Raw genomic sequence first — 24,048 nt, 5'->3', positions numbered from 1 at the left:
CTAATGGCTAAAGAATTTGTGTAATAAAAGGAGCGCATTGAAATGAAAAAAATGGTTAATAATCCAGACCATGTTATTGATGAATTAATGACTGGTTATTTAGCGGCTTACCCTGAATATTTAAGACGTTCAGAACTTCATAAAAGGGCTTTAATAGGTAACAAAAGAACGGAAAAACGCAAAGTAAGTGTCTTGATTGGTGGAGGATCTGGCCATGAACCAGGATTTTTAGGATATGTAGGCCAAGGTATGGCCGATGGTGTGGCTGTTGGTAATATATTTGCTTCGCCGTCACCGATACCAATTCAAGCTGTGACAAAAGAAATCAATCAGGATTACGGCGTGTTGTATATATATGGTAATTACGCTGGTGACTTAATGAACTTTGAGATGGCTAGCGAAATGACAGAAATAGAAGATGACATCCAAACGGCTGCTGTTATCGGCAATGACGATGTTGCCTCATCTAAAGATATTGACGACCGAAGAGGTATTGCTGGTGAACTACTAGTGTATAAAGCTGCTGGAGCCGCGGCAGATTTTGGATATAACTTGGAAGAAGTAAGACGTATTGCTCAATTTGCTAATGATCAAACACGTTCAATGGGGATTGGTTTAAGCCCATGTTATTTACCTCAAACAGGCAAACCAAGTTTTGATTTAGAAGATAATGAAATGGAAATTGGGTTAGGGCATCATGGAGAACCTGGCATAGAAAAAACAACAATAAGAACGGCTAAAGAAACAGTAAACGTGATTATGCAAAATATTTTAAAAGAAGCAATTTATCACGAAGGTGATGAAGTGGTTGTCTTAGTTAATGGTCTAGGTGCTACATCTCAAATGGAACTTTATATAATTAATAAAGAAGTGAGCGAAATATTAGAAGATAAAAATATTAGCGTTTATAAAACATTTGTTGGCAATTTTATTACGTCGATGGAAATGGGTGGTTTTTCAGTGACGCTAATGAAAGTAGATGAAACATTGAAGGCATGTATAGATCATCCAGTTGATTGTCCGAACTTCAAGGTAGTTTAGGAGGCGTAAATATGATATTAACAAGTCAATCATTTAAAGATTATATATTAGCGTTAACAACGTTATTTGAACAGAAAAAAGATGAGCTTTGTGAGCTAGACAGAAAAATTGGTGACGGTGATCACGGTGTCACAATGGATATTGGTTATCAAGCTGTAAAGGAAACGATTCATAATGAGTTAGCATCACAAAGTGATATTGCGAAAATTAGCGTAGCTGTTGGGAAAAGTTTTTTAGATGCTGTGGGTTCATCAGTTGGTCCATTATATGCGTCTGGTTATTTAAAAGGCGCGGTAGCAATTAAAAACCAAACAGAGCTTGATGATACAGGTTTATATCAATTTTGGATTGCATTTAGTAAAGGAATTAAAGATAGAGGCAAAGCCGAAATTGGTGATAAAACAATGATAGATACTTTAGAGCCATTTTATAAATCTTTATCACAATCAATGGAACAAGATATGCCTTTTACAGATGGTTACAATAAAGCATTAAAAGAAGCACACATAGGCATGGAAAGTACGAAGGATATTATTTCTAACAAAGGACGCTCTAAGCGGTTAGGCTATAGATCTCAAGGACATGTCGATCCAGGCGCGATGTCTGCTTATTTAATGTTACAAACATTTGGAAGTTTTATTGAAAATTAACGGAAAATATTAAGGAGGAAATTACATGAAAATAGCAATTGGTGCAGACCATAACGGATACGATTTAAAAGAAGCGGTAAAAGAACATGTTGAAGCATTAGGGCATGAAGTTGAAGATTTTGGTTGTCATCAATGTGCAGAAACAGACTATCCAGATGTGGCAGCTGAAGTTGGCAAAAGCATACAACAAGGGCAAAATGCTCGTGGTATATTAATATGTGGTACGGGTATCGGTGTAGCTATAACAGCTAATAAATTAACAGGAATACGTGCTGCGTTAGCGCATGATTATTATTCTGCAGAGCGTGCTCAACTTAGTAATAATGCACAAATTTTAACAATGGGTGCACAAATTATTGGTATAGAAGTCGCTAAGAAAAACGTAGAAGCTTATCTCAATGTAAGTTGGGAAGGTGGTTCTCAACGCAAAGTTGATAAAATTGATGAAGTTGAGAGAAACGAGTCGAAATAAACGATGAAAATATTAGCTACAAAGAAATTTATTATAATAAATTTCTTTGTAGTTTTTTAATGTTTTGATACCTGTATCTTAATATAAATGTTTCTTTTCCTTTTTAAGAAGTTTGTAGAATTGTCACTGTAATTTTTAAGATATTATCCTATAATATCCTTAAGGAGGATTATCTATGCGTAGAGTACTGTATGCTTTTTTAGTTTATACAATATTAGGTTTATTAAGTGGATTCTATTATCGTGAATTGACACTCGCTCATAACTTTACCGGAGATACACAACTCGTTGTTGTACATACACACACGTTAATCTTAGGTATGTTTATGCACCTTATTTTATTGCCTGTTGTGAAAATCTTTAAATTAGATAGTTATTATTTATTTAATTGGTTCTTTATTATTTATAATGTTGGTGTGTTGACTACGATTGGTATGATGTTTACGAAAGGGACGTATCAAGTTATTGGGCTTACTGTTCCAGATTCGTTTGCTGGCTTTGCGGGTATGGGTCATACTATTTTAACTGCAGGCTTTATACTGCTGTTTTTCGTATTAAGAAATGCTATTATTAAAGATCCTAGAGATTAGAGCAAATAGTATATTAATAAAACGCAGTGGATAGAAATTTATAATTATGTTAAATCGCTGTCCAGTAGCAGAGAGAAATAAGAAATTCCGTAATTGGACTTCTTATTTCTCTTTTTTTTAACCCTAGGTGTTAAATTATAATCTGAAAGTTTTAAAGGGTTATCATTGATAATGGTTATCAATTATAGCATAATGTATGTAAGATACATGTTAAATTTGGGAGGAAGCTTTATGGATGACGTTATTATAATTGGCGGTGGACCAGCAGGATTGTTTGCTAGTTTCTATTCAGGATTAAGAGGGATGAATGTTCGTATCATAGATATTCAAGATAAACTCGGGGGCAAGATGCATGTCTATCCAGAAAAAATTATATGGGATATTGGTGGATTAGCTCCGAAACCATGTTTTGAAGTTATTCAAGACACGGTCAGACAAGGTCTGCATTTTAATCCCGAAGTGAATTTAGAAGAACGTGTAATTGATATAAGAAAAATTGCCGAACAACATTTTGAGGTAGAAACTGATAAAGGCAAAGTATATTCTGGGAAGTCAGTCATTATAGCGATTGGTGGAGGTATCATTAATCCTAAACAATTAGATATCAAAGATGCAGAAAGATATAAATTGACTAATTTACATTATGTAGTACAGTCTTTGAAAAAATTTAAAGATAAAAATGTATTAATTTCTGGTGCCGGTAATTCAGCTTTAGATTGGGCTAACGATTTAAGTGGTTATGCTAAAAGTGTTACGCTTATTTATAGAAAAGCTGATATTAAAGGCTATGAAGCAATGAGAGATAAAATGGAGCAATTGAATGTTGAAAAATTACCGAATACACATATATATCAATTAATAGGTGACCAAGGACAATCACAAATTGAAAAAGTGATATTAGAAAATATTGAAACAGGTGAGCAAACGGTAAAAGCATTTGATGATGTGATTATCAGTCATGGTTTTGATAGAGAAAATACATTGCTCGAAGCTTCTTCAACTCAAGTTGACATGTTTAACGAGTACAGTATTAAAGGCTTTGGCAATACTTCTACGAGTATTGATGGACTTTATGCATGTGGTGATATTATATATCACGAAGCAAAAGCACATCTCATTGCAAGTGCCTTTAGTGACGCGGCTAATGCTGCAAATTTGGCTAAGCTTTATATTGAGCCCAAAGCAGCTGCAGAAGGTTATGTATCAAGCCATAATGATGTTTTTAAAGAATCAAATAAAGTAGTTATGAAGAAATATTTATAATATAATTTTTAGGAGAAAATAATAAATGGTTGAGATCAAGCATGAACCACCAACTGTTGAAGACTATAGAAATTTACGTAAAATAGCTGGACTGAGCGAAAAATCCCGAGAAGCTGCTGAAAAAGGTATACCTAATGCATGTTTTAATGTCACAATCTATGATCAACAGGCGTTAATAGGTATGGGAAGAGTGATTGGTGATGGTGGAACGGCGTTTCAAATCATTGATATAGCAGTTAATCCAGTATACCAAGGCCATGGTTACGGAAAAGAAATAATGACTCATATTATGGATTATATTAAAACTGAGGCCGAATCAGGAACATATGTCAGTTTAATAGCTGATTATCCTGCAGATCAGTTGTATGCACAATTTGGATTTATGACTACAGAACCCAATTCTTGTGGTATGTATTTCAAATATTGATAAGTCAGCTTAAATTTATAGTTTGTATTTTGAATATAATAACTGAGGAGGCTGGGACAAATTAATTGTCTCAGCCTCCTCGAATGTTATATTGTCAATAACTTAAGTTATTAGTTCTTTATTGTATATGAGCTGAGTTCTAACTCAAGCGCATACATTGCTCATTGCTACTTTGTTTCTTCTATATTTGCATTTGCAGCATTTGTTCTAGAACGTAAGTCAGCTTCAATTTCTTCTAAACTACGACCACGTGTTTCTGGTAAGTATTTGATTACAAAGATTAAGGCGCAAATTCCAATCGCAGCAAAGATTAAGAATACTTGTTCAACTGATAATACTTCCGTCAAAATTGGGAAGAATTGTGCAACTAATAAGCTACCAATTGATAATACAAGCGCTGCGACACCAGTTGCGGCACCACGTGCACGCATTGGGAATAATTCAGGTAACATAACCCAAAGTACTGGTCCCCAAGTAAACCCAAAGAATATAATGAATAAAGTTAAACAAGCTACGATAATCCATGCGGATGATTGAATACCAATTGTCCAAATTAAGATAGCCATAATTAGTAGAGAAGCTACCATACCAATGTTACCAATTACTAATAGACGCTTACGATCAATTTTATCAATAATCATAATAGCGACAATTGTAATTAAGACGTTCACGGTACCAATTCCTACTGTGCCTAAAATGGAAGTAGCATTACCTAAACCAGCTTTATTGAAAATAGTAGGTGCGTAATAAATGATTGCATTAATTCCTATTATTTGTTGAAGTAACGCAAAGATACTTCCGATAATCAGCGTTGGTCGTAACCATGGTGATTTTAAAACATTCCATGTGCTTTCAGAAATACTATTAATTTCTTTCATGTCTGCAATTTCTTTATCGATTTCACTATCTTTAAACGTTAATTTCATTACATCACGAGCTGCTTTTTCACTTCTGTGCTCAAGTAACCATCTTGGACTTTCAGGCATAAAGGCAACACCAATTAATAAAATAACAGAAGGTACGATTGCAAGTCCTAGCATCCATCTCCAACCTTCTATTGGTGTGAATGCATAGTTGATTAAGTATGAAGATAAAATACCAATTGTAATCATTAATTGATTTAAAGAACTTAATGAACCACGTTGTTCAGTAGGCGCCATTTCTGATAAATAAACTGGAACGATAGCAGTAGAACCACCTACAGCTAAACCAATGACTAGACGGCCGAGAACTAGTATAGGCATGGAAGGCGCTAAGGCTAATATTAAAGCACCGACTATGTAAATAATTGCTATAATAAATACAACACGTCTACGCCCCAATCTATCAGACATCGGTCCACTAGCACCTGAACCAAATATTGCCCCAACTAACATAGATGAAACTACAAGGCCTTCAGTAAAACTATTTAAAGGTATATCATCTCTTATAAATAATAAGGCGCCAGATATTACTCCCATGTCATAACCATAGAGTAAACCTCCCAATGCACCAAGGAAAAAGATGAGTTTTTTATTTACTTTTATTCCCATAAAAACCCTCCTGAATGTTTTCGATAAAGATAAGTATACGCTTTCATATTTTACTTGTAAATATTAAAGTATAAGATTTTTATTTATTATTATCTATTTATATGAGATGTAATTCTTATTTATATGTATAAAAATGTGAGGTTATATTAATCGGAATAAAATGAAAAAGAGCGTGAATATGAAAACAAATTTTAAAGTTTGCTTTCATATTCACGCTCTATTAAAGAGTGACAATTTATGAATTGTTTATAATTTGGAACATTACTATAGACTCATTTTATGCTTCAAAGTCGATGACTATACGGCCAGAATTTTCATGTTCAAGTACTTGTTTAATACTTGATTCAATCTCATTGAATTTAATAACTTGTTTGATGTCATGTAATTGGTCTGGTTTTAAGTCTTTTGCTAAACGACGCCATATATGCTTGCGTTGTCTCATCTCAGTATAAACTGAATCGATACCTATAATGCTAGTACCTCTTAATATAAATGGAAATACAGAACTATCAAAGTTTGTTCCGCCAGTCATACCTATTAAAGCAATACTGCCATCATAGTCTAATTGTTTAATGATTTGTGATAAACTTTCGCCACCGACGGGATCAATAGCACCTTGCCAAGTACGTTTGCCAAGTGGTTTGCTATCACTTTCAGAAATACGAGGTATGACTTCTTTTGCACCTAAAGATTTAAGTTGAGCTTCAGCATCTTGTTTACCGGTACTAGCAACAACATCAAAGCCTATTGAGTCTAACATCATTACTGCGAGTGTGCCTACACCACCTGTTGCACCACGTACAAGTACGTCTTCTTTTTCTACAGATAAACCATTATGTTCTAACTTTTCGATAGCTAAACCTGCTGTATAGCCAGCAGTTCCATAAATCATAGCTTCTTCAAGGGTTAAATCTTTTGGTAAAGGAACAATCCACTCTTCTTTGACACGTGCGTATTCACTAAAGCCACCAAAGTGGCTGATGCCTAAGTCATACCCAGTGACAATAACTTCGTCACCAGCTTCAAATGCATGCGTATCAGAATGTTCTACTACGCCAGCTAAATCAATACCTGGAACCATTGGATATGATTTTACGATTTTTGAATTTTCCACAGTTGCAAGTGCATCTTTATAATTGATACCAGAGTACTTAATTTTTATAAGTACCTCGCCTTCAGGTAAATCATTTATTGATAAATCTTTATATTGGTTAGTTACTTTGCCGTCTTGTTCATCGACTACAAAAGCTTTAAATGTTTCAGTCATTGCCAAATGGCACTCCCTTATGTATATATTTACGAACAATTAAAAAACTAGAACTACTTTATCATGTAATTGAATATTACACAATAAGGCTAAACTATACGTTTTTTAGGTAAGCGCTTTAAATTAAAAGCAATTTAATTTTTGTAGGTAAAAGTAATTAATTATAAAAGTATTATTATTCAATAGTAAGATAAGAAGTGTTTTAGTATAATTGATTTCAAGGAGAGAACAAAGTAGGGGGGAGTAATATGGCGACTCAAATTGAATTGGTAAAATCTAATGAACTAGAACAATTGCGTCAACTTAGTATTACAACATTTAAGGTGACATTTGAAGACGGTGGTTACACTGATGAAGATTTCGAGCAGTATTTTAATGAAGCCTATAATGTAGAACAACTAAATAAAGAATTAGAAAATGAATCCTCATTTACTTATTTTTACAAAGAAAATGAAGAAATAGTAGGATATTTTAAATTAAATATTAATCAAGCACAATCAGAAGACAAGGGGCATGAATATCTCGAAATACAGCGTATTTATTTTTTACCTAGAGCTCAGGGAGGCGGACGAGGAAAGCACGTCTTTGAATTCGCAATCGAAAAGGCGCGAGAATTAAAGAAAACTAAAATTTGGTTAGGTGTATGGGAACATAATAAACAAGCGCTTAATTTCTACGAAAAGCAAGGACTGCGTGTTACAGGAGAACATCACTTTTATACTGGTAATGTAGTAGATATAGATTTAATTATGGAAAAAGAAATTTAGAAATAAAGTGCTTTTTGACATAATTTAAATATGTTATGGAACGATTTAAAGTTGAAAAATATTTTGAGTTTGTTAAATTTATATATTTTTTTTTAGGATTTTTCGTTAAAGATGTTTATTGTTAATTTTATAGTGAATAATAAACTAATTCTCAACCAACCTCTTGGGGAATGACATACATAGATACTAACCATTAGGTTGTGAGTATTAAAAATTAAGGAGGTTTTTCTATATGAAAAAACTATTAGCAGGTTTTCTTACTTTATCTTTAGCACTTGCTGCTTGTTCAAATGGTAGTGATGATGACAGTAGTAAAAAGGACGATAGTTCAAAAGACAGTCAATCATCTGATGACAAATCAAAAGATTCTAAAAATGATGACAAGAAGAGTAATGACAGCTCTGACAAAGATTCAGACAAAGACTCAGACAAAAATAAAGATTCAGATAGCAAATCTAGTGAAGATAGTTCTTCAGGTGATGGTACTGGCAGTAATGGAAACAATTCTGACAATTCATCAAGTGATGATAACAGTTCTTCTGATAACAATGGTAGTGCCTCAGGTAATAGTTCTAATTCAGATGGTAGCAATGGGTCTAGTGATGCGAATAGTGGAAATAGCGCATCAACTTCAGGAAATAACAACAATGCGAATAGCGATAATGCAAATAGTAGTAACAATGCCAGTAATAATGCCAATGCAAATAGTAATGCATCAAATTCAAGCGCATCTCAGTATGTTGCTCCTTATCAAGGACAAAATGCAGTACCAGTAGCGCAAAATATTACATCTGGTAACGTAGATCCACAAACTGCATTACAAAGCTTGCCTAACTTCCAAAATTCATTGGACAACGCTACTGCTGAAGTTAATTCATTAAATGGTCAATCTAATCCATTCAATGACTATGCTATTGAAGGTAGCGAAGGAAACTATAGTTATATCTTTAGTTTCCAAAATCAAGCACAACCAGGGACATATACAATTGCTACAGTAGACCAACAAGGTACAGTTAGAGTAGTAGACCCTGCGTATCAACAATAGAACTATTATTATAAAGCAAGTGATTGGGCATATATGTCCATTTTCAAAATAACAGCACTTATCAATTTAGATTAGTTCAGACTGTCGACAAAGTATCCGACTTTGTTGGCAGTTTTTTTGTACACGCTTTGCACGGGTATTGCCTTAGACTTCGGCTAGTGCGCTACCACAGGCATCGATTCAAATTACTGCCAATATTATAATGAAAAGTTTAAATTATACAGGTCAGCTCTAGCACGTAATAAAACAATGAAAACGTCAATTTCTATTAAAATAATATAGAAATTGACGTTTATTTTTTTATTTAAGAGCTTTATGTTTCATGCAATTTTTAACATGTATTCATATTCATGCGAAGTAATCACATCGTTGAATAATCTATTTTACCTAGATTTAGTACATTTATGAATAATATGAGAAATAGTTTCAAAAGCATGGTTGTCTTTATTTACAAAAGAATTATCATGTATATCTTTCATTTGATGACTTATTAAATCGTTGAGTAATGCTTTGGCATCGCTATAGCGTACTGTAGATAGCGCGTGCATCACTTCTTCATAAACACCGCGTTCAGAAACATATTTTTCGTGATTTGGTGTGTATTGACAGACCGTTTTATCAATAGTTAATGCATCAAAAATAATCGATGAATAGTCAGTTAAGACAATATCTGAAATCAACAATAAATCTTGAACTTCTATATGAGAAGGCGCAATAATTGCATTCTCCGGAACATAATTAGAATTATCTTCAATATGCCCTTTAAAAATAACATTGTATTTATTCAGAAGCCCATCACTTATTGGTAATAAATCAGATTCATCATAATCTGTTCGCCAAGTAGGTGCATAAAGTAATGTTTCCTTTTCTGGATTTAATTTCAATTCTTTTTTGATAAATGAAATATAGTGATGATCAGATTGTTTATCTAATAAATAACGAACTCTTGGATAGCCACAATTTAATATATGTGTTTGTTGCTGTGGAAAAGCAGTTTTAAAATAATCAATGATTGCTGAACAATCACTAATGAAATAGTCTTGTTGTAACCATTTATTATATTTACGAGCACGATAATTATAAATATTAAGGTTTTGAGTTGGTTCAGGACTGTCTAAAAATAGTTTTTTAATAGGTGTACCATGCCAAAGTTGTATAATGGTTCCGTTTGGTTTCAAAGCGTCTGGTATATAACTTTCTAATATTACAACTTGTGCACTTTCGATAAGTGATTTCGCTTTTGGGTCATCTGGTTTAATAAAATTAGGCCCGTTTACATCATTGGTAATAAAATAGATAGGTAATTTAGTAAAGTGTTTCGCAAAGTGATTAAATAAATAACGAGAATTACCACGGAAACCATAATCAAATCCTAAGAAAACGATATGATTTTTAACTTTAGACTTATCTTTTTCATAAATATAACTTGCTTCACGATGCTTCTTGTCAAAATGTTGTTGAAGCATATGGTAAAACCAATGGGGTAATTTAAAACCAGTATTTTTTAAGCATTTATCTGTAAAGCGCAATTGCTCTGGTGCGAGCGTTTCACTATTTTTAAATGGCACAGCGTGTTTATGCTCATATGCCAATTTATTAAGGCTAAATTTAGTTGTGTTTAATGGCGTTAATTTATGAATTTCACTCCAAATATAGTCACTTGTAATAAATGTGGATTCAAAATTAAAAACAACATGACTATCTGTAGCGACGTCATCTTGTAATAGTGAAATCAGTGATAAGTCAAAAATATTACTAATGTCAAAATGTTTTAAGATGTTTTGTGTTGTTTCTATATGGAAAATAACATTTGGGAAGTGGTTAATATTTTCAATCCAATCATTGAAAGTAATTTCTGATTTCCCAAAATAGCGACAGTCGTTGACGTATTGTTGTTGAACTGTATAGTCTGTTACAATCGGGCAAGGTTTTAATTCAACGGCTTCAAGCATATGTTGGTATATTTCAATATGGTTATTAATTAATACAAAGTGTGAATAACCTTCTAATGTTGCCTTTTCCAATTCAGACTCTAAAAGGTGCAACGCTGTAATTTCAATTTGTTTTATCATTTGTATACCTCTACTTAATAGTTGTTTATACTATTTTATCATGTAAAGAACCTATGACAAAAGAATCCCTTATAAACTGAAGTGTATAAAATTAATTGTTTTTAAACTTCAAATTATTGAAAAATGACTTTTTAAATTTATAAAATAGGGAAACCTTTAATGGGGAAGGATTAAATTTTTAAAAATTTATTGTAATTAGGTAGAAAAATGTTATAATCAAATTGTGAAAAAAATCACAATATCAGGTTCTTCAATGCCAAATAAAAATAGAAAATGGAAGTGAGTCAAAATGTTTGTAGAATCTTTTAACCCCTTTGGTAACATCTTGTTATCAACATTAGTAGCAGCAATACCTATAGTTTTATTTCTTTTATGTCTAACTCTTTTTAAGATGAAAGGTATTTATGCTTCATTAACAACCGTAGTTGTTACACTTATTATTGCAATGCTATGCTTCAAACTACCTGTGACGATAGCATCGGGCGCAGTGGTTGAAGGATTTTTCCAAGGTATTATACCAATTGGATATATCGTAGTCATGGCGGTTTTACTTTATAAGATTACGAATAAAACTGGCCAGTTTAATACGATACAAGATAGTATTTCTAGTATTTCACAAGATCAGCGTATCCAATTATTGTTAATTGGTTTTGCTTTTAATGGCTTTTTAGAAGGTGCAGCAGGTTTTGGTGTACCAATTGCAATTTGTGCATTATTACTAACACAGTTAGGATTTGGTCCATTACAAGCAGCGATGCTTTGTTTAATAGCTAATGCGTCTGCAGGTGCATTTGGAGCAATTGGTTTACCTGTCACTGTTATTGATACGTTAGGTTTACCAGATAATATTTCAGGTATGGCAGTTTCCCAAATGTCAGCATTAACTTTAGTATTTATGAATCTGTTAATACCATTTTTATTAATATGGATTATTGATGGCTTTAAAGGTATTAAAGAAACGTTGCCAGCTATTTTAATTGTTGGTGGTACTTTCGCAGTATTACAAGGTTTAATCACTGTATTTATTGGACCTGAATTGGCCGATATTATACCACCATTAGTTTCAATGTTAGCTTTAGCTTTATTCTCGAAAAAATTCCAACCGAAAAATATCTTTAGATTGAAAAAAGATGAAAAACCTCAAGCAATTACAAAACACAAACCTAAAGAAATTATATATGCTTGGAGCCCGTTTGTGATTTTAACTGTGATTGTAATGATATGGAGTGCGCAAAGCTTTAAATCACTTTTCGCTCCAGATGGTGCATTATCTTCACTTGTCTTTAACATAACGTTACCGGGAACGTATAGTGATATTGCAAATAAAGCAATCACATTGCCGTTAAATATCATAGGTCAAACCGGAACAGCTATTTTAATTGTAATTATTATTACGATGTTAATGTCAAAAAATGTTAAATTTAAGGATGGTATAGGACTATTTAAAGAGGCGTTTAAAGAATTATGGTTACCAATTATAACGATTTGTTTTATCTTGGTAATATCTAAATTAATGACATACGCTGGCCTAAGTAGCGCAGTAGGTGAGGGTATTGCAAAAACAGGAAGTATTTTCCCATTGTTATCTCCAATATTGGGGTGGATTGGTGTATTCTTAACGGGTTCTGTTACAAATAACAACTCATTGTTTGCACCAATTCAAGCAGCAGTTGCGAATAATATTGGTGCTAGTGGTGCTTTACTAGTATCAGCCAATACAGTCGGTGGTGTGGCTGCTAAATTAATATCACCACAATCGATTGCGATTGCGACAGCTTCTGTACAACAAGTCGGAAAAGAATCTGAATTGTTGAAAATGACATTACGTTATAGTATTGCTTTACTTATATTTGTATGTATCTGGACATTCTTATTACATTTATTCATGTAATAATTTCAATCTATCAGATTATAAGTGAAAATACGCCTCAATTAAGGGAATGTACCTTGTTTATGAGGATAAATTAAAAACACGCTCGTTTAATTCATAGCACAATGAATTTATACGAGCGTGTTTTTATGAATGATGAACATGGGACATGTTTAAAGTATCTATCTTAACTATTGAATATATTACGAGGAGACTTAGCAAACCTGTACATTAATTCGTTTTTGAAAATATTCAATATTATTATAATTAAGCGTTTAACATAGTTAAAAAGTCTTGATAAATCGCTTTTGGTGCATAAGAAGTAACGGTTTTATAACCATTTTGAATAACAACTTCATCTTTGAACTCTTGGTTTATGAGACGGCGTAATTGATTAGATAATGCATCTACGTTTTCATGTTCAATTAAATAGCCATTTACATTATTTTGGATGATTGAATCAGGGCCAGCATTGCCATCAAAACTCACTACGATACTGCTTTGGTTCATAGCTTCTAATATCACCATACCGAAGCCTTCATTACGCGAAGGGATAACAGTGATTTCACTAACTGCTAATTTTTCGTTTAATTGCTGTGTGGAACCGTATAATTTTACAATGTCTGATAGATTATATTGATTAATCAGTTGTTGCAGATTTGCTTGCTCTTTGCCTTCACCATATATGTGGACTTGATAATTAAATTTTCTAACAGCTTGTTGAATAGGATTAATACTTTCAATCAAAAAATCAAATCCTTTTTCATATTCTAAACGACCCGCTGCACAGATGATTTTGCTTTTCGGTTCGTGGAGGCGAATTTCATTGATAATATTAGGAACTACGAATACAGGTGTATCGATATGTGATTGGTATTTATTCTTATCTACAGTAGTTAATGTAGTGATTTTATCTAAATCTCTATAACTTTTAATAATTTCTTGTTGATATCGTTCAGAATGTGCATCAAAGTTCATATGTTCCATACCAACTTTTTCAATATGAGTACCAGCATATTGAGCAATTAATATATTAAAACTTGCACGTGTACCTACAATTACATCTGTAGAAACATTGCTTATTGCTTTAATCATTTTTTTCTCTATATAGTGAGAAAATTGATCAATTCCTGGTTCAAATTGTGAAATATATTTTGGTCTGGAAAATGATGTGAATTTAGCGATCCTATTTATAATAATATCTTTGATATTAAGTGGGTGAAATTGATAGTTAATTAAAGGTTTTATTTTAATGGATTCATGAATATCAAAGTAAGGCGAATCAGCCCCTTTAAAAATAGTTATGATTTCTACATGATGTCCTTTTTCAGCTAATATATTTGCCAATTGAGAAATAGACTTGACGGTGCCTCCCATTGCATAAACATTATGCATGAAAAATGTTATTGATTTCATTAAAAAACCTCCAAAAGAACTTTACTTAAATTGAAACTCATTATAGCATGAAATGAATTTTGTATAGGTATAATAGCTAAATAATTTTAAACTAGCAATCAATATAGCGTTATATTAGCTTTTTCATTAAGAAAATATATGAATTTTTGTGTGAGCTAGTTAACACATATTAACAAAATTTGTGTAGAATTTCTGAAAGCCCTTTTTTCATGAGCCGATTATGTATATAATTAGAGAGGTATGGAAATATATTGTGTTATTGTTTAATTACATAGCGATAATACGTGCTTTATTATTTTAATCTATAGAAAACGCTTTATTTTTATTGATATGATTAATAACATTAAAGACAACGTTTCTATTTAACACATATAAAAGGGGGACTGTATTTGTTATGAGTACACAACATAGCAAAACAGATGTCATCTTAATTGGTGGCGGTATCATGAGCGCAACGTTAGGAACATTATTAAAAGAACTCGCACCTGAGAAAGAAGTTAAGATGTTTGAAAGGTTAGCTACACCTGCGGAAGAAAGTTCCAATGCATGGAATAATGCAGGTACAGGTCATTCTGCGTTATGTGAATTAAACTATACTAGTGAAAATAAAGATGGAACAATAGATATCAATAAAGCAGTTAAAATTAATGAACAATTCCAAGTTTCAAAACAGTTTTGGAGCTATCTAATTAAACAAGGGCAACTTGAAAATCCGGAAAAATTTATCAAACCGGTACCGCATATGAGTTTTGTTCAAGGTGTTAAAAATGTTGATTTCTTGAAAAGACGTGTGGATAGACTAAACAAAAATATTTTATTTAGTAATATGGAAATAACAGATGATAAAAATAAAATCGCTGAATGGACGCCACTTATTATGGAGGGGCGTACGTCTAATATACCAATGGCGATTAGTTATGATAAAACAGGTACAGACGTTAACTTCAGTGCATTAACTAGAAAGTTATTTGAGAATTTAGCAGATAAGCAAGTAGAGTTAAATTATGAACATGAAGTTAGAGATATTCAACAACGTGAAGATGGAGTTTGGGAAGTGAAAGTTAAAGACTTGCAAACGAATGATGAGACGATTGTTGAAAGTAATTTTGTATTTATTGGTGCTGGTGGTGCCAGTTTACAGTTGTTACAAAAAACAGGAATTAAAGAGTCTAAACATATTGGTGGTTTCCCAGTAAGTGGATTGTTCTTAGTATGTAAAGATGAAGCTATCGCCAAAAAGCATTTAGCTAAAGTTTATGGTAAAGCTCCAGTAGGTGCGCCACCCATGTCAGTACCACATTTAGATACACGCTACATAGATGGTAAACGAACTATTTTGTTTGGTCCTTTTGCAGGATTTTCACCAAAATTCTTAAAGACGGGTTCTAATATGGATTTAATCAAATCTGTTAAGCCAAATAACCTTATTACGATGCTATCTGCAGGAATTAAAGAGATGAATTTAACGAAATACCTTATCTCGCAATTAACATTATCCAATGAGGAACGTATGGAAGACTTACGTCAATTTGTACCTAATGCTAAAAGTGAAGATTGGGAAATCGTCGTTGCTGGTCAACGTGTGCAAGTAATTAAAGACACGGATCAAGGCAAAGGAACATTACAATTTGGTACGGAAGTTATTACGTCAGAAGATGGTTCGTTATCTGCACTTTTAGGCGCGTCTCCAGGTGCATCTACGGCAGTCGACATTATGCTTGATTTACTCAAGCGTTGTTACAAAGACGAATTTGCTAATTGGGAAGATAAAGTTAAAGAAATCGTACCTTCATATGGTATGAAACTATCAGAAAATGAAGCGTTATATACTCAGTTAAATAAAGAAATTACGGAAAATTTAAAAATTAATTAATTAATACAATAGGTCTTGATTATATATTCAAGCCTATTGTTCTGTTAATAGAGACAAACTAAGCGCAGTTATGGCGTGCGGTTTGTCTTTTTATATTGCTTTTTGAAAACATAAAGAAAATGCTGGAAGGGCAAGTAAATACATGCACAACTCCCAGCATTTTATATGCTCACTAGACATATTTAGTTTAGACTCAATGAACCAGCGCTACTTTTTAATTTGAATTGTAAAGGTAGTGCCTTCGTCCTTTTTACTTTGGACTGAGATTGAGCCATCATGTAGTTCAAATATTGTTTTTGCTATAGCTAGGCCTAAGCCATTACTATTGTCATGACTACTTGCCTTATAAAAACGTTCGAATAAACGCGCTTGTGTTTCTTTAGACATACCTTCTCCGTCATCTGTAATTTCACAAGTAATTGTCTCGAAATCTTGGTTGAGTGTGACATCGATGATACCACCTTGTTGCGAATATTTTATGGCATTGGTAATTATGTTTTGGAAAGCTTGATGTAAAAGGCGCTCATTACCAACAATATTAATTTCAGCTAAATCAGACATGATAATTAAATCTTTTTCATTAGCGGAAAATTGTTCGTGACGAATGATTTGTTTGAGCAATCGGTTTAATTCAATATGGTCTTCAAAAACTAAATGTTCTCCGTTATCAATTTCTGATAATAATAACAATGCTTTAGTTAATTCACTTAATTGACTTGTAATTTGATATATATCATCAATGTATTGTGTGCGTGCTTCAGCATTTTTAGCGAATTTTAGCTGGTCCAATAGATGGTGAATATGCGTTAATGGCGTTTTAATTTCATGTGATACGTTTTGAACAAAATGTTGTCGCATATCGTCTAATTGTTTAAGTGAAAGGCGCATGCGATCGAAGCGGAATTGTAATGTTCCAAACTCATCTTTTCTAGTAACGTGAATTGGCGTATCGAAATTACCTTTCATAAGTCTTTCAGTTGCATGCTTTAGTTGTTGAATAGGCTTGATAATCGTATAGGTTGATAAAATGACTAATATAATAGAAAACAGAAGTAATAATGAGATTAATATAACTAAAAATACTCTGAATTCACTAAACGTTTTCCCAATATCAGGTCTCATAAATACAGCATAATTTTTACCTTTATCTTCAAATGACATACCTACAGTATTTTGCGTGGTATTTTCAAAGAAACCAGTAACAATTGGGTTATATGGTAGGTTTCGAATACCATGGTAGTCTTTGCCCTCTAGTACTGTTTGAATGACGTTGTCATCTACGTTATCTTTCCTAAAATTAGCCCCGTAAAAGGAACGTTTACCATTTTCAGAAACTGTCATTACTTGGTAATTCATATCTCCTAAATGGTTGAAAAAAGGATCTAAAGATTCAATATTTGACTGTTTTTGATAACTGATCGCATCTTCTAAAGTACGCATGATTTTTGCATCGTTATTTGCTTTTAAATGGTTATGGTAAATAATGTTTGTGCATAAAAAACTGACAATAGCACTAAATAACATGACGGCAATTGTGTATATAGCAATTCGTGAATATAGGGATTTAAACATGGTCATCCACCTTGTAACCTAAACCGCGTACTGTGAAAATCGTCACGTTAGCATTTAATTTTTCAAGGCGTTTCCTTAGACGCTTGATATGAACATCGACTGTACGTTCATCACCTTCGTAATCAAAGCCCCATATTTTTTCTATTAATACATCCCGATTAAATACCTGCCTAGGATTAGATGCAAGTAAAAAAAGTAATTGAAATTCTTTATTAGGTAAATTCATTGATTTCGTATCCGATTGAAGTTCTAAGTAGGCTTGATTTAAAGTGATATTACCGATAGTGATTTCATTATAGGCATTGATATTATATCGTTTAAGTACTGCTTTAATCCTAAACATTAACTCTTTAACTTCAAAAGGTTTTGTCACATAATCATCAGTACCCGTTAAATATGCTTGTTCTTTATCGCTTAACGCATCACGAGCAGTTAGCATAATGACAGGCATTTCATAATCTTCTTTTAAAATTTTGCAAAGTTCAAAACCACTCATGCCTCCCATCATGACATCAATAATTACAATATCCACTTGATTCGTTTCAAGGTAAGTTAAGGCATCTTCAGCGCTAGATTGCGTAATTGTATTTAAACCTTCGCGCTGTGTGTAATTTGAAACGTACTCTAATATTTTTTTGTCGTCATCAACAATTAAACAAGTTGTCATGCGCAAAATCTCCTTATTCAGTATTATTGCCATTATAAACATAACCAAATAACTTCACAAATAGTGAAAAATTAACAAAAGTTCATATTGAGTTCACATAGTGATATTAGACTCTAAATATAAGTTTTAGAGAAGGAGTGGAAATTGATGAAATTAGCATGGCAAGAGATTAAATATTATAAATTTCGTTATATTTTAATCATGTTAATTATATTATTACTTGGTATTATGGTGTTATTTATTAGTGGATTGGCACAAGGTTTAGCCAGAGAGAATATATCCATGTTAGATAACATGAAAACTGAAAAATACGTTTTACAGGATAATAAACAACCAGATATTACGAAGTCTGTTATTAGTCCTGAGCAACAAAAGAAAATTGAAGATATTACAGATCAAGAACCATTAAAGTTAGCATCGCAAACGTTAAAAATAAATAAAGACGAAGAAGATGTTATCATGACGAACACAGTAAAAGATGAAAAACCAGAATTGAAAGATGGTAACTATCCAACAAAAGATAATGAAGTAGCAATCAATAATAAACTTACAGCTGACGGTATTAATGTTGGTGACACTATAAAAGTGAAAGACGGGGAACAACTTAAAGTATCAGGTATTCTTGACGATACAATGTATTCTCACAGTTCAGCAGTAATGATGAGCAATAACGGGTTTGAAAGCTTGAATAAAGAGCATAGCACTGTTTACCCAGTACAAGATTTATCTCAATCACAACAAGATAAAATCAATGATATTTCAGATGTGAAAGTATTCAGTGAGGATGATATCACAAGTGAAATTGCCAGTTACCAAGCTGAACAAGCACCATTAAATATGATGATTATAAGTTTATTTGTGATTTCAGCAATTGTATTAAGTGCATTTTTCTATGTAATGACAATCCAAAAAATTCCAGAAATAGGTATTCTAAAAGCAATTGGTATTAAGACAAGACATCTAATCAGCGCACTAGTAATCCAAATATTAATTACAACTATGATAGGTGTATTGATTTCTGTAGGTATTATTAGTGGTTTATCACTTGTTATGCCAGTATCTATGCCATTCCACGTGACAGCATCGAATTTACTGCTCGTAGTCGGAGTGTTTATTGTTGTAGCAATTATTGGTGCTGCCTTGTCACTAATTAAATTATTTAAAGTTGATCCTATTGAAGCAATTGGAGGTGGAGAATAATGAGTTTAAACGTTAAAGATATTAAAAAGTCATTTGGTAAAGGCCAATCAGAAACAACTGTATTAAAAGGTATTAACTTTGAAGTTAGCGATAGGGAGTTCGTTATACTCAATGGTGCTTCAGGTTCAGGTAAAACGACATTATTAACTATTTTAGGTGGTTTATTATCACAAAATAGCGGTGACATCTTATATAATGATGCACCTTTATATGATAGTGACAAAAAAGCATCAGAATTAAGGTTGAATGAAATTGGGTTTATCTTTCAATCATCTCATTTAGTACCATATTTAAAGGTAAAAGCACAATTAACAACAATTGGTAGAGAAGCGGGTATGTCTAAAAAAGATGCAAACCAAAGAGCTGAAGCGCTGCTAAAACAAATCGGTTTGTCACACAGATTAAATGTTTTTCCTCATATGTTATCAGGCGGTGAGAAACAGCGTGTAGCAATTATGAGAGCATTAATGAATAATCCTAAAATAATTTTAGCGGATGAACCAACTGCCAGTTTAGATGCAGAAAGAGCAACTGAAGTTATAGAGATGATTAAAAATCAAATTCAAAGTAAAAAAATGATTGGCATCATGATTACTCATGATAAAAGATTATTTGAATACGCAGATAGAGTCATCGAACTTGATGATGGCGTTATTGTAAATAGCTAATAGAAACTTTAAAAGCCAAGGGTATAAATCAATACCCTTGGTTTTATTGTATATACTTTTGTATTTACAAATGAAGTAATGCAATTAGGTTATAGGTGAGGAATATGCCAAAATGCAATAATACATATAAAAAAGAGAGTAGCAAAATAAATAGTTAACATCATTTTATATTGATACATTAATGCTAAAAAGTCTCGTATTAATGCGATTTCAAAAAAATGATAAGGTGTGTGACTACCTACGCCAGTTAACTTTAAGTTGAATTTTTCTCCGAAACGTAATGCACGCATTATATGAAATTGACTAGTTACACAAACAATTTTAGGCTTATAAGAAAAAGAATCTTGAATTAGTTGCGCGGTGTACATAATGTTTTCTAAAGTGCTTGTCGACTGATCTTCTAATATAATGTTATGAGGATCTACGCCGTTATGAATTAAATAGCGTTGCATCGCTCGAGCTTCTGAAATAGGTTCATCAGGCCCTTGACCACCACTCACGATAAATGTTGCATTTGGGTTTATTTCAAACAAACGTAAGGCCTTATCAAGTCGACATGCTAACATGGGTGTGACTTGTTCTGTGAATATGCCGGCGCCTAAGACAAGAATTGTATCAAATTCACGAGGCGCTTTTTTATTTAAGAGAGCAGACGAACATAGCACATAACAAATAAAGGTAAATATAGAACTAAAAGCAATTGCTGAAATCCATAAGAAAATAACATTCAGCGCAATAGGGATAAAACTAATATAATAACAAGCAAGCATAAAGACGACGATTCTAAAACCAATAAAGTAAAGTCGTTTTAAAAATAATGCGCTCTTTTGATGTTGTAATAAATGTTTATGTTTCACATGTAATAATATAACGCCTATCAACATAGTGGCAATTAAATCTATTGGTAAAGTGTGTTGACCAATATGTAAAATAATTACAGCGTATCCCACTATTACCTGGGAAATAAAACTGGCAAGATGAGTAGAAAATTTAAAATTTAAGAACATACTTATGAATGTGATTAATATTAAAATACATAAAAACAATGACAACATGTTAATGCTTCACTCCAGATTGTTTAGTATATTAAATGTAGTTTAATATTCTAAAATAAGCAACTCTAACAACGCTTAAGTTTGCTGAAATATAGCTATTGTTTTAAGAAAAGCGAACTTATTAAATTTTACTTTTATACAGCTGCAAATATTGATATTATTAACATAATATAAAAATATAAATGAAATGTTTTATACATAGAAGATATAGGGGTGTAAGTGATGGTGAAAAATTTAGGCAATCACATTGTATTCATGGGAGAGTTCATTGATGATGTCAACACATTATTAGCTAAGTTATTGAAAGAGCTAAGAGAAGAATATAATATATCCAAAGAGCAAGCTAACGTTATTTTGATGCTTGAAAATGAAAAGTCATTGACTTTGACTGAGATAACAGAAAGACAAGGGGTTAATAAAGCGGCAGTCAGTAGAAGAATTAAGAAACTAATTCAAGCTGAAGTAGTGGAATGGGTTAAAACGGAAGAAAACACAGATCAAAGATTAAAATACATAAAACTGAGTGAGAAGGGGAAACAATTTAATCGAGAAAGTAAATCGATTATTAATGATATTGTCAGTGATATGTTACATGATTTGTCTGATGATGAAATTGAAAAAGCGCGTTATGTACTAGAAATCATTGGACAAAGATTAAAAAACTTCAATATAAAAAATCATTCATAAGGTAATACTAAAAATATTGGCGTATAGCTTGTAACTTAAGAAAGTCTTCAATTTGAAAGTGGATGTCCTTTTAATTTTTAATAAAATAATTGAACAGTTTGTTACAAACGTAAAGCAATACTAGACTAAATATGTATATCAATTTAGATTTAGATTAAATATAATATAAATGATGCAATAGCGTATTGTGTTGTTTAATACTATCCTTTCTAATGCAAAGAACGATGAAGATCATACATATAGTTTCAACTTATAATATGTTAAAATAGCGGGATAGTGCAAAAATTCAGGTATAAAGTTGGTGAGAAAATGCAAAAATGTCCTAAGTGTGGGGGAAATACAAGAGATGGACAACGAAAGTGTGGTCATTGTGGACGGCTACTACGTCAAGATGATTCAGCAAAAATGACGCGTTCATCTAAAGAAACTAAGAAAATAACAAATATTAAAGCGCGTAAAATTATACCCTTGGGAATTGCATTTTTTATCGTAATTTTACTTATCATAATTTTTATCTTATTAAAAAATTTCAATTCACCTGAGGCACAGTCAGAAATTTTAATTAATGCGATTGATAATAATGATACTCAAAAACTTTCTACTATTTTAAGTACACAAAATAATAGTGTAGATGAAAATGAAGCGGAAGCTTATATTAGATATATCAAAGAAGAAGTAGGTATGGACAACTTTGTAAAAGATGTAAACCAAAAAATAGAGAAGCTAAACAAGAGTGACACGAAAGAATCTGATTTTGTAAGAGCCAAAAATGGCGAGGATGTATTACGTGTGAGCAAAAATGGTAGACGTTATTTAATATTTGATAATATGAATTTTACGGCGCCAACAAAAGAAGCGATTATAAAACCTAAATATGAGACGACTTATAAATTTAAGTCTGGTGACAAACAAAAAACGGTTGTAGCAGAGAAAAACAAAGCAACCTCTTTAGGTAAATTTATTCCAGGGGATTATGCTTTAGAAACTAAAAAAGAGATGGAAAACGGACAGTTTGACGGTCACCTTAGGTTTAATTTTAATAACAGCAATAATGAAACTGTAGATGTACATGAGGATTTCGATGAGGCATACATTCAAGTAGAGTTAAGTGGCGCTTCAGAGATAGATAAAGACTCAGTTAAAGTAACAATTAATGATAAAACTTATGATTATGCTAAAGCTAAAGAAATTGGACCTTACCCTAAGACTAAAGATTTAACAATATCTGCCGAAGGGGAAGCCAAGAAGAAAACATTTAAATCTGCAGAAACCACTGTAAAAACAGATAATCTAAAAGATAAAACGAAAGTTACTATGAACTTTGATAGTGATAAAATCAAAGAATATGTAGCAAAGAAAGAAAAAGAAGAAAATAGCTTCAGAAACAAGGTGGCTAATTTTTTCGGTAATTACACTGCTGCAATGAATAGTGCGCACAGCCAAAGCAACTTTTCACTAGTTTCTAATTATTTGAAGAAAGATACTGATAATTATAAATCGACTAGGAGTGGTGTAAAAGGGAATAATTTATTTTATTTACAACAACCTCAAATTACTGAAATTGTAAAACAAGGTAAAACTTATTATGTAACTGCCAATACATTGAAAGAAAATGGACAATATGGTTCGGTTGATTATCAGTTAGAAGGCAATGACGATGCCGGTAATTTAAAGGTAGTTAAATATTCAGAGTGATTAAGCATTTTACGCCTTAATTACAATGAAGTATGATGTGTAGAGTCCAGGACATAAGTAGTTGTCCTGGACTCTTTTTTATTAGGAACCACCCTTTACTAAAGAACCACTTCTCACTTTAGTGAGTTAGTGGTACTTACACATGAGTAGATACTCAGGCAATCCGCCTTATTGAGTTAGTGGTACTTACACATGAGTAGATACTCAGGTGATCCGCCTT

At 32.4% G+C, this 24,048-nt stretch carries 21 protein-coding genes; 14 read left to right on the top strand and 7 right to left on the bottom strand.

Features of this window, described 5'->3' with window-relative positions; genetic code table 11:
• Nucleotides 1-42 precede the first annotated feature (42 nt).
• The 6 genes from D9V42_RS13230 to D9V42_RS13205 all read left to right on the top strand — a co-directional run bounded on the left by D9V42_RS13230 (nt 43) and on the right by D9V42_RS13205 (nt 4,442).
• On the top strand, nt 43-1,041 hold the full coding sequence (locus D9V42_RS13230) for a dihydroxyacetone kinase subunit DhaK (protein ID WP_107555531.1): 999 nt from the start codon (nt 43-45) through the stop codon (nt 1,039-1,041).
• Nucleotides 1,042-1,052: 11 nt separating this feature from the next.
• Nucleotides 1,053-1,691: a dihydroxyacetone kinase subunit DhaL gene (gene dhaL, locus D9V42_RS13225; protein WP_119613843.1), complete on the top strand. Its 639-nt coding sequence runs from the start codon at nt 1,053-1,055 to the stop codon at nt 1,689-1,691.
• Between the two features lie 25 nt (nt 1,692-1,716).
• Nucleotides 1,717-2,163 (top strand): ribose 5-phosphate isomerase B, encoded by a 447-nt coding sequence (rpiB, locus tag D9V42_RS13220; RefSeq protein ID WP_070051489.1) that lies wholly within the window; start codon nt 1,717-1,719, stop codon nt 2,161-2,163.
• Between the two features lie 175 nt (nt 2,164-2,338).
• A complete protein-coding gene (locus D9V42_RS13215) occupies nt 2,339-2,752 on the top strand; it encodes a DUF2871 domain-containing protein (protein WP_017723240.1) in 414 nt (137 codons plus the stop codon).
• A gap of 231 nt (nt 2,753-2,983) precedes the next feature.
• Nucleotides 2,984-4,015: an NAD(P)/FAD-dependent oxidoreductase gene (locus D9V42_RS13210; protein ID WP_122065323.1), complete on the top strand. Its 1,032-nt coding sequence runs from the start codon at nt 2,984-2,986 to the stop codon at nt 4,013-4,015.
• 25 nt (nt 4,016-4,040) lie between these two features.
• Nucleotides 4,041-4,442 carry a GNAT family N-acetyltransferase gene (locus tag D9V42_RS13205; RefSeq protein WP_122065321.1) on the top strand — a complete coding sequence of 134 codons (402 nt, stop codon included), beginning with the start codon at nt 4,041-4,043 and terminating at the stop codon, nt 4,440-4,442.
• Nucleotides 4,443-4,609: 167 nt separating this feature from the next.
• Here D9V42_RS13205 and glcP read toward each other — a convergent pair whose 3' ends face one another.
• On the bottom strand, nt 4,610-5,974 hold the full coding sequence (gene glcP, locus D9V42_RS13200) for a glucose transporter GlcP (protein WP_107555527.1): 1,365 nt from the start codon (nt 5,972-5,974) through the stop codon (nt 4,610-4,612).
• A gap of 277 nt (nt 5,975-6,251) precedes the next feature.
• Nucleotides 6,252-7,241: an acrylyl-CoA reductase family protein gene (locus D9V42_RS13195; protein ID WP_122065319.1), complete on the bottom strand. Its 990-nt coding sequence runs from the start codon at nt 7,239-7,241 to the stop codon at nt 6,252-6,254.
• A gap of 248 nt (nt 7,242-7,489) precedes the next feature.
• Here D9V42_RS13195 and D9V42_RS13190 point away from each other — a divergent pair, with 248 nt between their 5' ends.
• Together D9V42_RS13190 and D9V42_RS13185 are read left to right on the top strand one after the other, a co-directional pair.
• Nucleotides 7,490-8,008: a GNAT family N-acetyltransferase gene (locus tag D9V42_RS13190; protein ID WP_107555525.1), complete on the top strand. Its 519-nt coding sequence runs from the start codon at nt 7,490-7,492 to the stop codon at nt 8,006-8,008.
• 232 nt (nt 8,009-8,240) lie between these two features.
• On the top strand, nt 8,241-9,053 hold the full coding sequence (locus tag D9V42_RS13185) for a hypothetical protein (protein WP_122065317.1): 813 nt from the start codon (nt 8,241-8,243) through the stop codon (nt 9,051-9,053).
• A 383-nt stretch (nt 9,054-9,436) separates the two neighbouring features.
• Here the strand turns inward: D9V42_RS13185 and D9V42_RS13180 are convergent, their stop codons facing one another.
• Nucleotides 9,437-11,125 (bottom strand): CDP-glycerol glycerophosphotransferase family protein, encoded by a 1,689-nt coding sequence (locus D9V42_RS13180; protein ID WP_122065315.1) that lies wholly within the window; start codon nt 11,123-11,125, stop codon nt 9,437-9,439.
• A gap of 289 nt (nt 11,126-11,414) precedes the next feature.
• Between D9V42_RS13180 and D9V42_RS13175 the strand changes: the two genes are divergently transcribed.
• The gene (locus D9V42_RS13175) at nt 11,415-13,016 is read left to right on the top strand and encodes an L-lactate permease (RefSeq protein WP_122065313.1); all 1,602 of its coding nucleotides are present in this window, start codon (nt 11,415-11,417) and stop codon (nt 13,014-13,016) included.
• Between the two features lie 246 nt (nt 13,017-13,262).
• Here the strand turns inward: D9V42_RS13175 and D9V42_RS13170 are convergent, their stop codons facing one another.
• On the bottom strand, nt 13,263-14,411 hold the full coding sequence (locus tag D9V42_RS13170; RefSeq protein WP_122065311.1) for a glycosyltransferase family 4 protein: 1,149 nt from the start codon (nt 14,409-14,411) through the stop codon (nt 13,263-13,265).
• 394 nt (nt 14,412-14,805) lie between these two features.
• Here D9V42_RS13170 and mqo point away from each other — a divergent pair, with 394 nt between their 5' ends.
• A complete protein-coding gene (gene mqo / locus D9V42_RS13165; RefSeq protein ID WP_122065309.1) occupies nt 14,806-16,284 on the top strand; it encodes a malate dehydrogenase (quinone) in 1,479 nt (492 codons plus the stop codon).
• 207 nt (nt 16,285-16,491) lie between these two features.
• Here the strand turns inward: mqo and D9V42_RS13160 are convergent, their stop codons facing one another.
• Nucleotides 16,492-17,856: a sensor histidine kinase gene (locus D9V42_RS13160; protein WP_122065307.1), complete on the bottom strand. Its 1,365-nt coding sequence runs from the start codon at nt 17,854-17,856 to the stop codon at nt 16,492-16,494.
• Complete coding sequence (locus D9V42_RS13155; protein ID WP_107555975.1) at nt 17,849-18,523, bottom strand: response regulator transcription factor; 675 nt, start codon at nt 18,521-18,523, stop codon at nt 17,849-17,851. The genes D9V42_RS13160 and D9V42_RS13155 overlap by 8 nt, the downstream gene beginning before the upstream one ends.
• 147 nt (nt 18,524-18,670) lie before the next feature.
• Between D9V42_RS13155 and D9V42_RS13150 the strand changes: the two genes are divergently transcribed.
• A complete protein-coding gene (locus tag D9V42_RS13150; protein ID WP_122065305.1) occupies nt 18,671-19,723 on the top strand; it encodes an ABC transporter permease in 1,053 nt (350 codons plus the stop codon).
• Complete coding sequence (locus tag D9V42_RS13145; protein WP_122065303.1) at nt 19,723-20,391, top strand: ABC transporter ATP-binding protein; 669 nt, start codon at nt 19,723-19,725, stop codon at nt 20,389-20,391. Before D9V42_RS13150 ends, D9V42_RS13145 begins: the two co-directional genes overlap by 1 nt.
• 89 nt (nt 20,392-20,480) lie before the next feature.
• On the opposite strand, the gene D9V42_RS13140 is transcribed toward D9V42_RS13145, so the two are convergent.
• A complete protein-coding gene (locus D9V42_RS13140; RefSeq protein WP_208639081.1) occupies nt 20,481-21,446 on the bottom strand; it encodes a YdcF family protein in 966 nt (321 codons plus the stop codon).
• A 222-nt stretch (nt 21,447-21,668) separates the two neighbouring features.
• Here D9V42_RS13140 and tcaR point away from each other — a divergent pair, with 222 nt between their 5' ends.
• Nucleotides 21,669-22,133, top strand: coding sequence for a MarR family transcriptional regulator TcaR (gene tcaR / locus D9V42_RS13135; RefSeq protein WP_122065299.1), 465 nt, complete (start codon nt 21,669-21,671; stop codon nt 22,131-22,133).
• Between the two features lie 309 nt (nt 22,134-22,442).
• Nucleotides 22,443-23,828 carry a membrane-associated protein TcaA gene (gene tcaA / locus D9V42_RS13130; protein ID WP_122065297.1) on the top strand — a complete coding sequence of 462 codons (1,386 nt, stop codon included), beginning with the start codon at nt 22,443-22,445 and terminating at the stop codon, nt 23,826-23,828.
• The last annotated feature ends 220 nt before the right edge of the window (nt 23,829-24,048 follow it).

This window comes from Staphylococcus pseudoxylosus (genome assembly GCF_003697915.1).
Taxonomy (GTDB): Bacteria; Bacillota; Bacilli; order Staphylococcales; family Staphylococcaceae; genus Staphylococcus; species Staphylococcus pseudoxylosus.
The sequence above is the reverse complement of the archived record's forward strand: the minus strand, read 5'-3'. Positions and strand labels throughout refer to the sequence as shown.

What these genes read in the sequence shown, in the direction of transcription:
- D9V42_RS13230 (WP_107555531.1), top strand. Translation starts at nt 43, where the DNA reads ATGAAAAAAATGGTTAATAATCCAGACCATGTTATTGATGAATTAATG.
- dhaL (WP_119613843.1), top strand. Translation starts at nt 1,053, where the DNA reads ATGATATTAACAAGTCAATCATTTAAAGATTATATATTAGCGTTAACA.
- rpiB (WP_070051489.1), top strand. Translation starts at nt 1,717, where the DNA reads ATGAAAATAGCAATTGGTGCAGACCATAACGGATACGATTTAAAAGAA.
- D9V42_RS13215 (WP_017723240.1), top strand. Translation starts at nt 2,339, where the DNA reads ATGCGTAGAGTACTGTATGCTTTTTTAGTTTATACAATATTAGGTTTA.
- D9V42_RS13210 (WP_122065323.1), top strand. Translation starts at nt 2,984, where the DNA reads ATGGATGACGTTATTATAATTGGCGGTGGACCAGCAGGATTGTTTGCT.
- D9V42_RS13205 (WP_122065321.1), top strand. Translation starts at nt 4,041, where the DNA reads ATGGTTGAGATCAAGCATGAACCACCAACTGTTGAAGACTATAGAAAT.
- glcP (WP_107555527.1), bottom strand. Translation starts at nt 5,974, where the DNA reads ATGGGAATAAAAGTAAATAAAAAACTCATCTTTTTCCTTGGTGCATTG.
- D9V42_RS13195 (WP_122065319.1), bottom strand. Translation starts at nt 7,241, where the DNA reads ATGACTGAAACATTTAAAGCTTTTGTAGTCGATGAACAAGACGGCAAA.
- D9V42_RS13190 (WP_107555525.1), top strand. Translation starts at nt 7,490, where the DNA reads ATGGCGACTCAAATTGAATTGGTAAAATCTAATGAACTAGAACAATTG.
- D9V42_RS13185 (WP_122065317.1), top strand. Translation starts at nt 8,241, where the DNA reads ATGAAAAAACTATTAGCAGGTTTTCTTACTTTATCTTTAGCACTTGCT.
- D9V42_RS13180 (WP_122065315.1), bottom strand. Translation starts at nt 11,125, where the DNA reads ATGATAAAACAAATTGAAATTACAGCGTTGCACCTTTTAGAGTCTGAA.
- D9V42_RS13175 (WP_122065313.1), top strand. Translation starts at nt 11,415, where the DNA reads ATGTTTGTAGAATCTTTTAACCCCTTTGGTAACATCTTGTTATCAACA.
- D9V42_RS13170 (WP_122065311.1), bottom strand. Translation starts at nt 14,411, where the DNA reads ATGAAATCAATAACATTTTTCATGCATAATGTTTATGCAATGGGAGGC.
- mqo (WP_122065309.1), top strand. Translation starts at nt 14,806, where the DNA reads ATGAGTACACAACATAGCAAAACAGATGTCATCTTAATTGGTGGCGGT.
- D9V42_RS13160 (WP_122065307.1), bottom strand. Translation starts at nt 17,856, where the DNA reads ATGTTTAAATCCCTATATTCACGAATTGCTATATACACAATTGCCGTC.
- D9V42_RS13155 (WP_107555975.1), bottom strand. Translation starts at nt 18,523, where the DNA reads ATGACAACTTGTTTAATTGTTGATGACGACAAAAAAATATTAGAGTAC.
- D9V42_RS13150 (WP_122065305.1), top strand. Translation starts at nt 18,671, where the DNA reads ATGAAATTAGCATGGCAAGAGATTAAATATTATAAATTTCGTTATATT.
- D9V42_RS13145 (WP_122065303.1), top strand. Translation starts at nt 19,723, where the DNA reads ATGAGTTTAAACGTTAAAGATATTAAAAAGTCATTTGGTAAAGGCCAA.
- D9V42_RS13140 (WP_208639081.1), bottom strand. Translation starts at nt 21,446, where the DNA reads ATGTTGTCATTGTTTTTATGTATTTTAATATTAATCACATTCATAAGT.
- tcaR (WP_122065299.1), top strand. Translation starts at nt 21,669, where the DNA reads ATGGTGAAAAATTTAGGCAATCACATTGTATTCATGGGAGAGTTCATT.
- tcaA (WP_122065297.1), top strand. Translation starts at nt 22,443, where the DNA reads ATGCAAAAATGTCCTAAGTGTGGGGGAAATACAAGAGATGGACAACGA.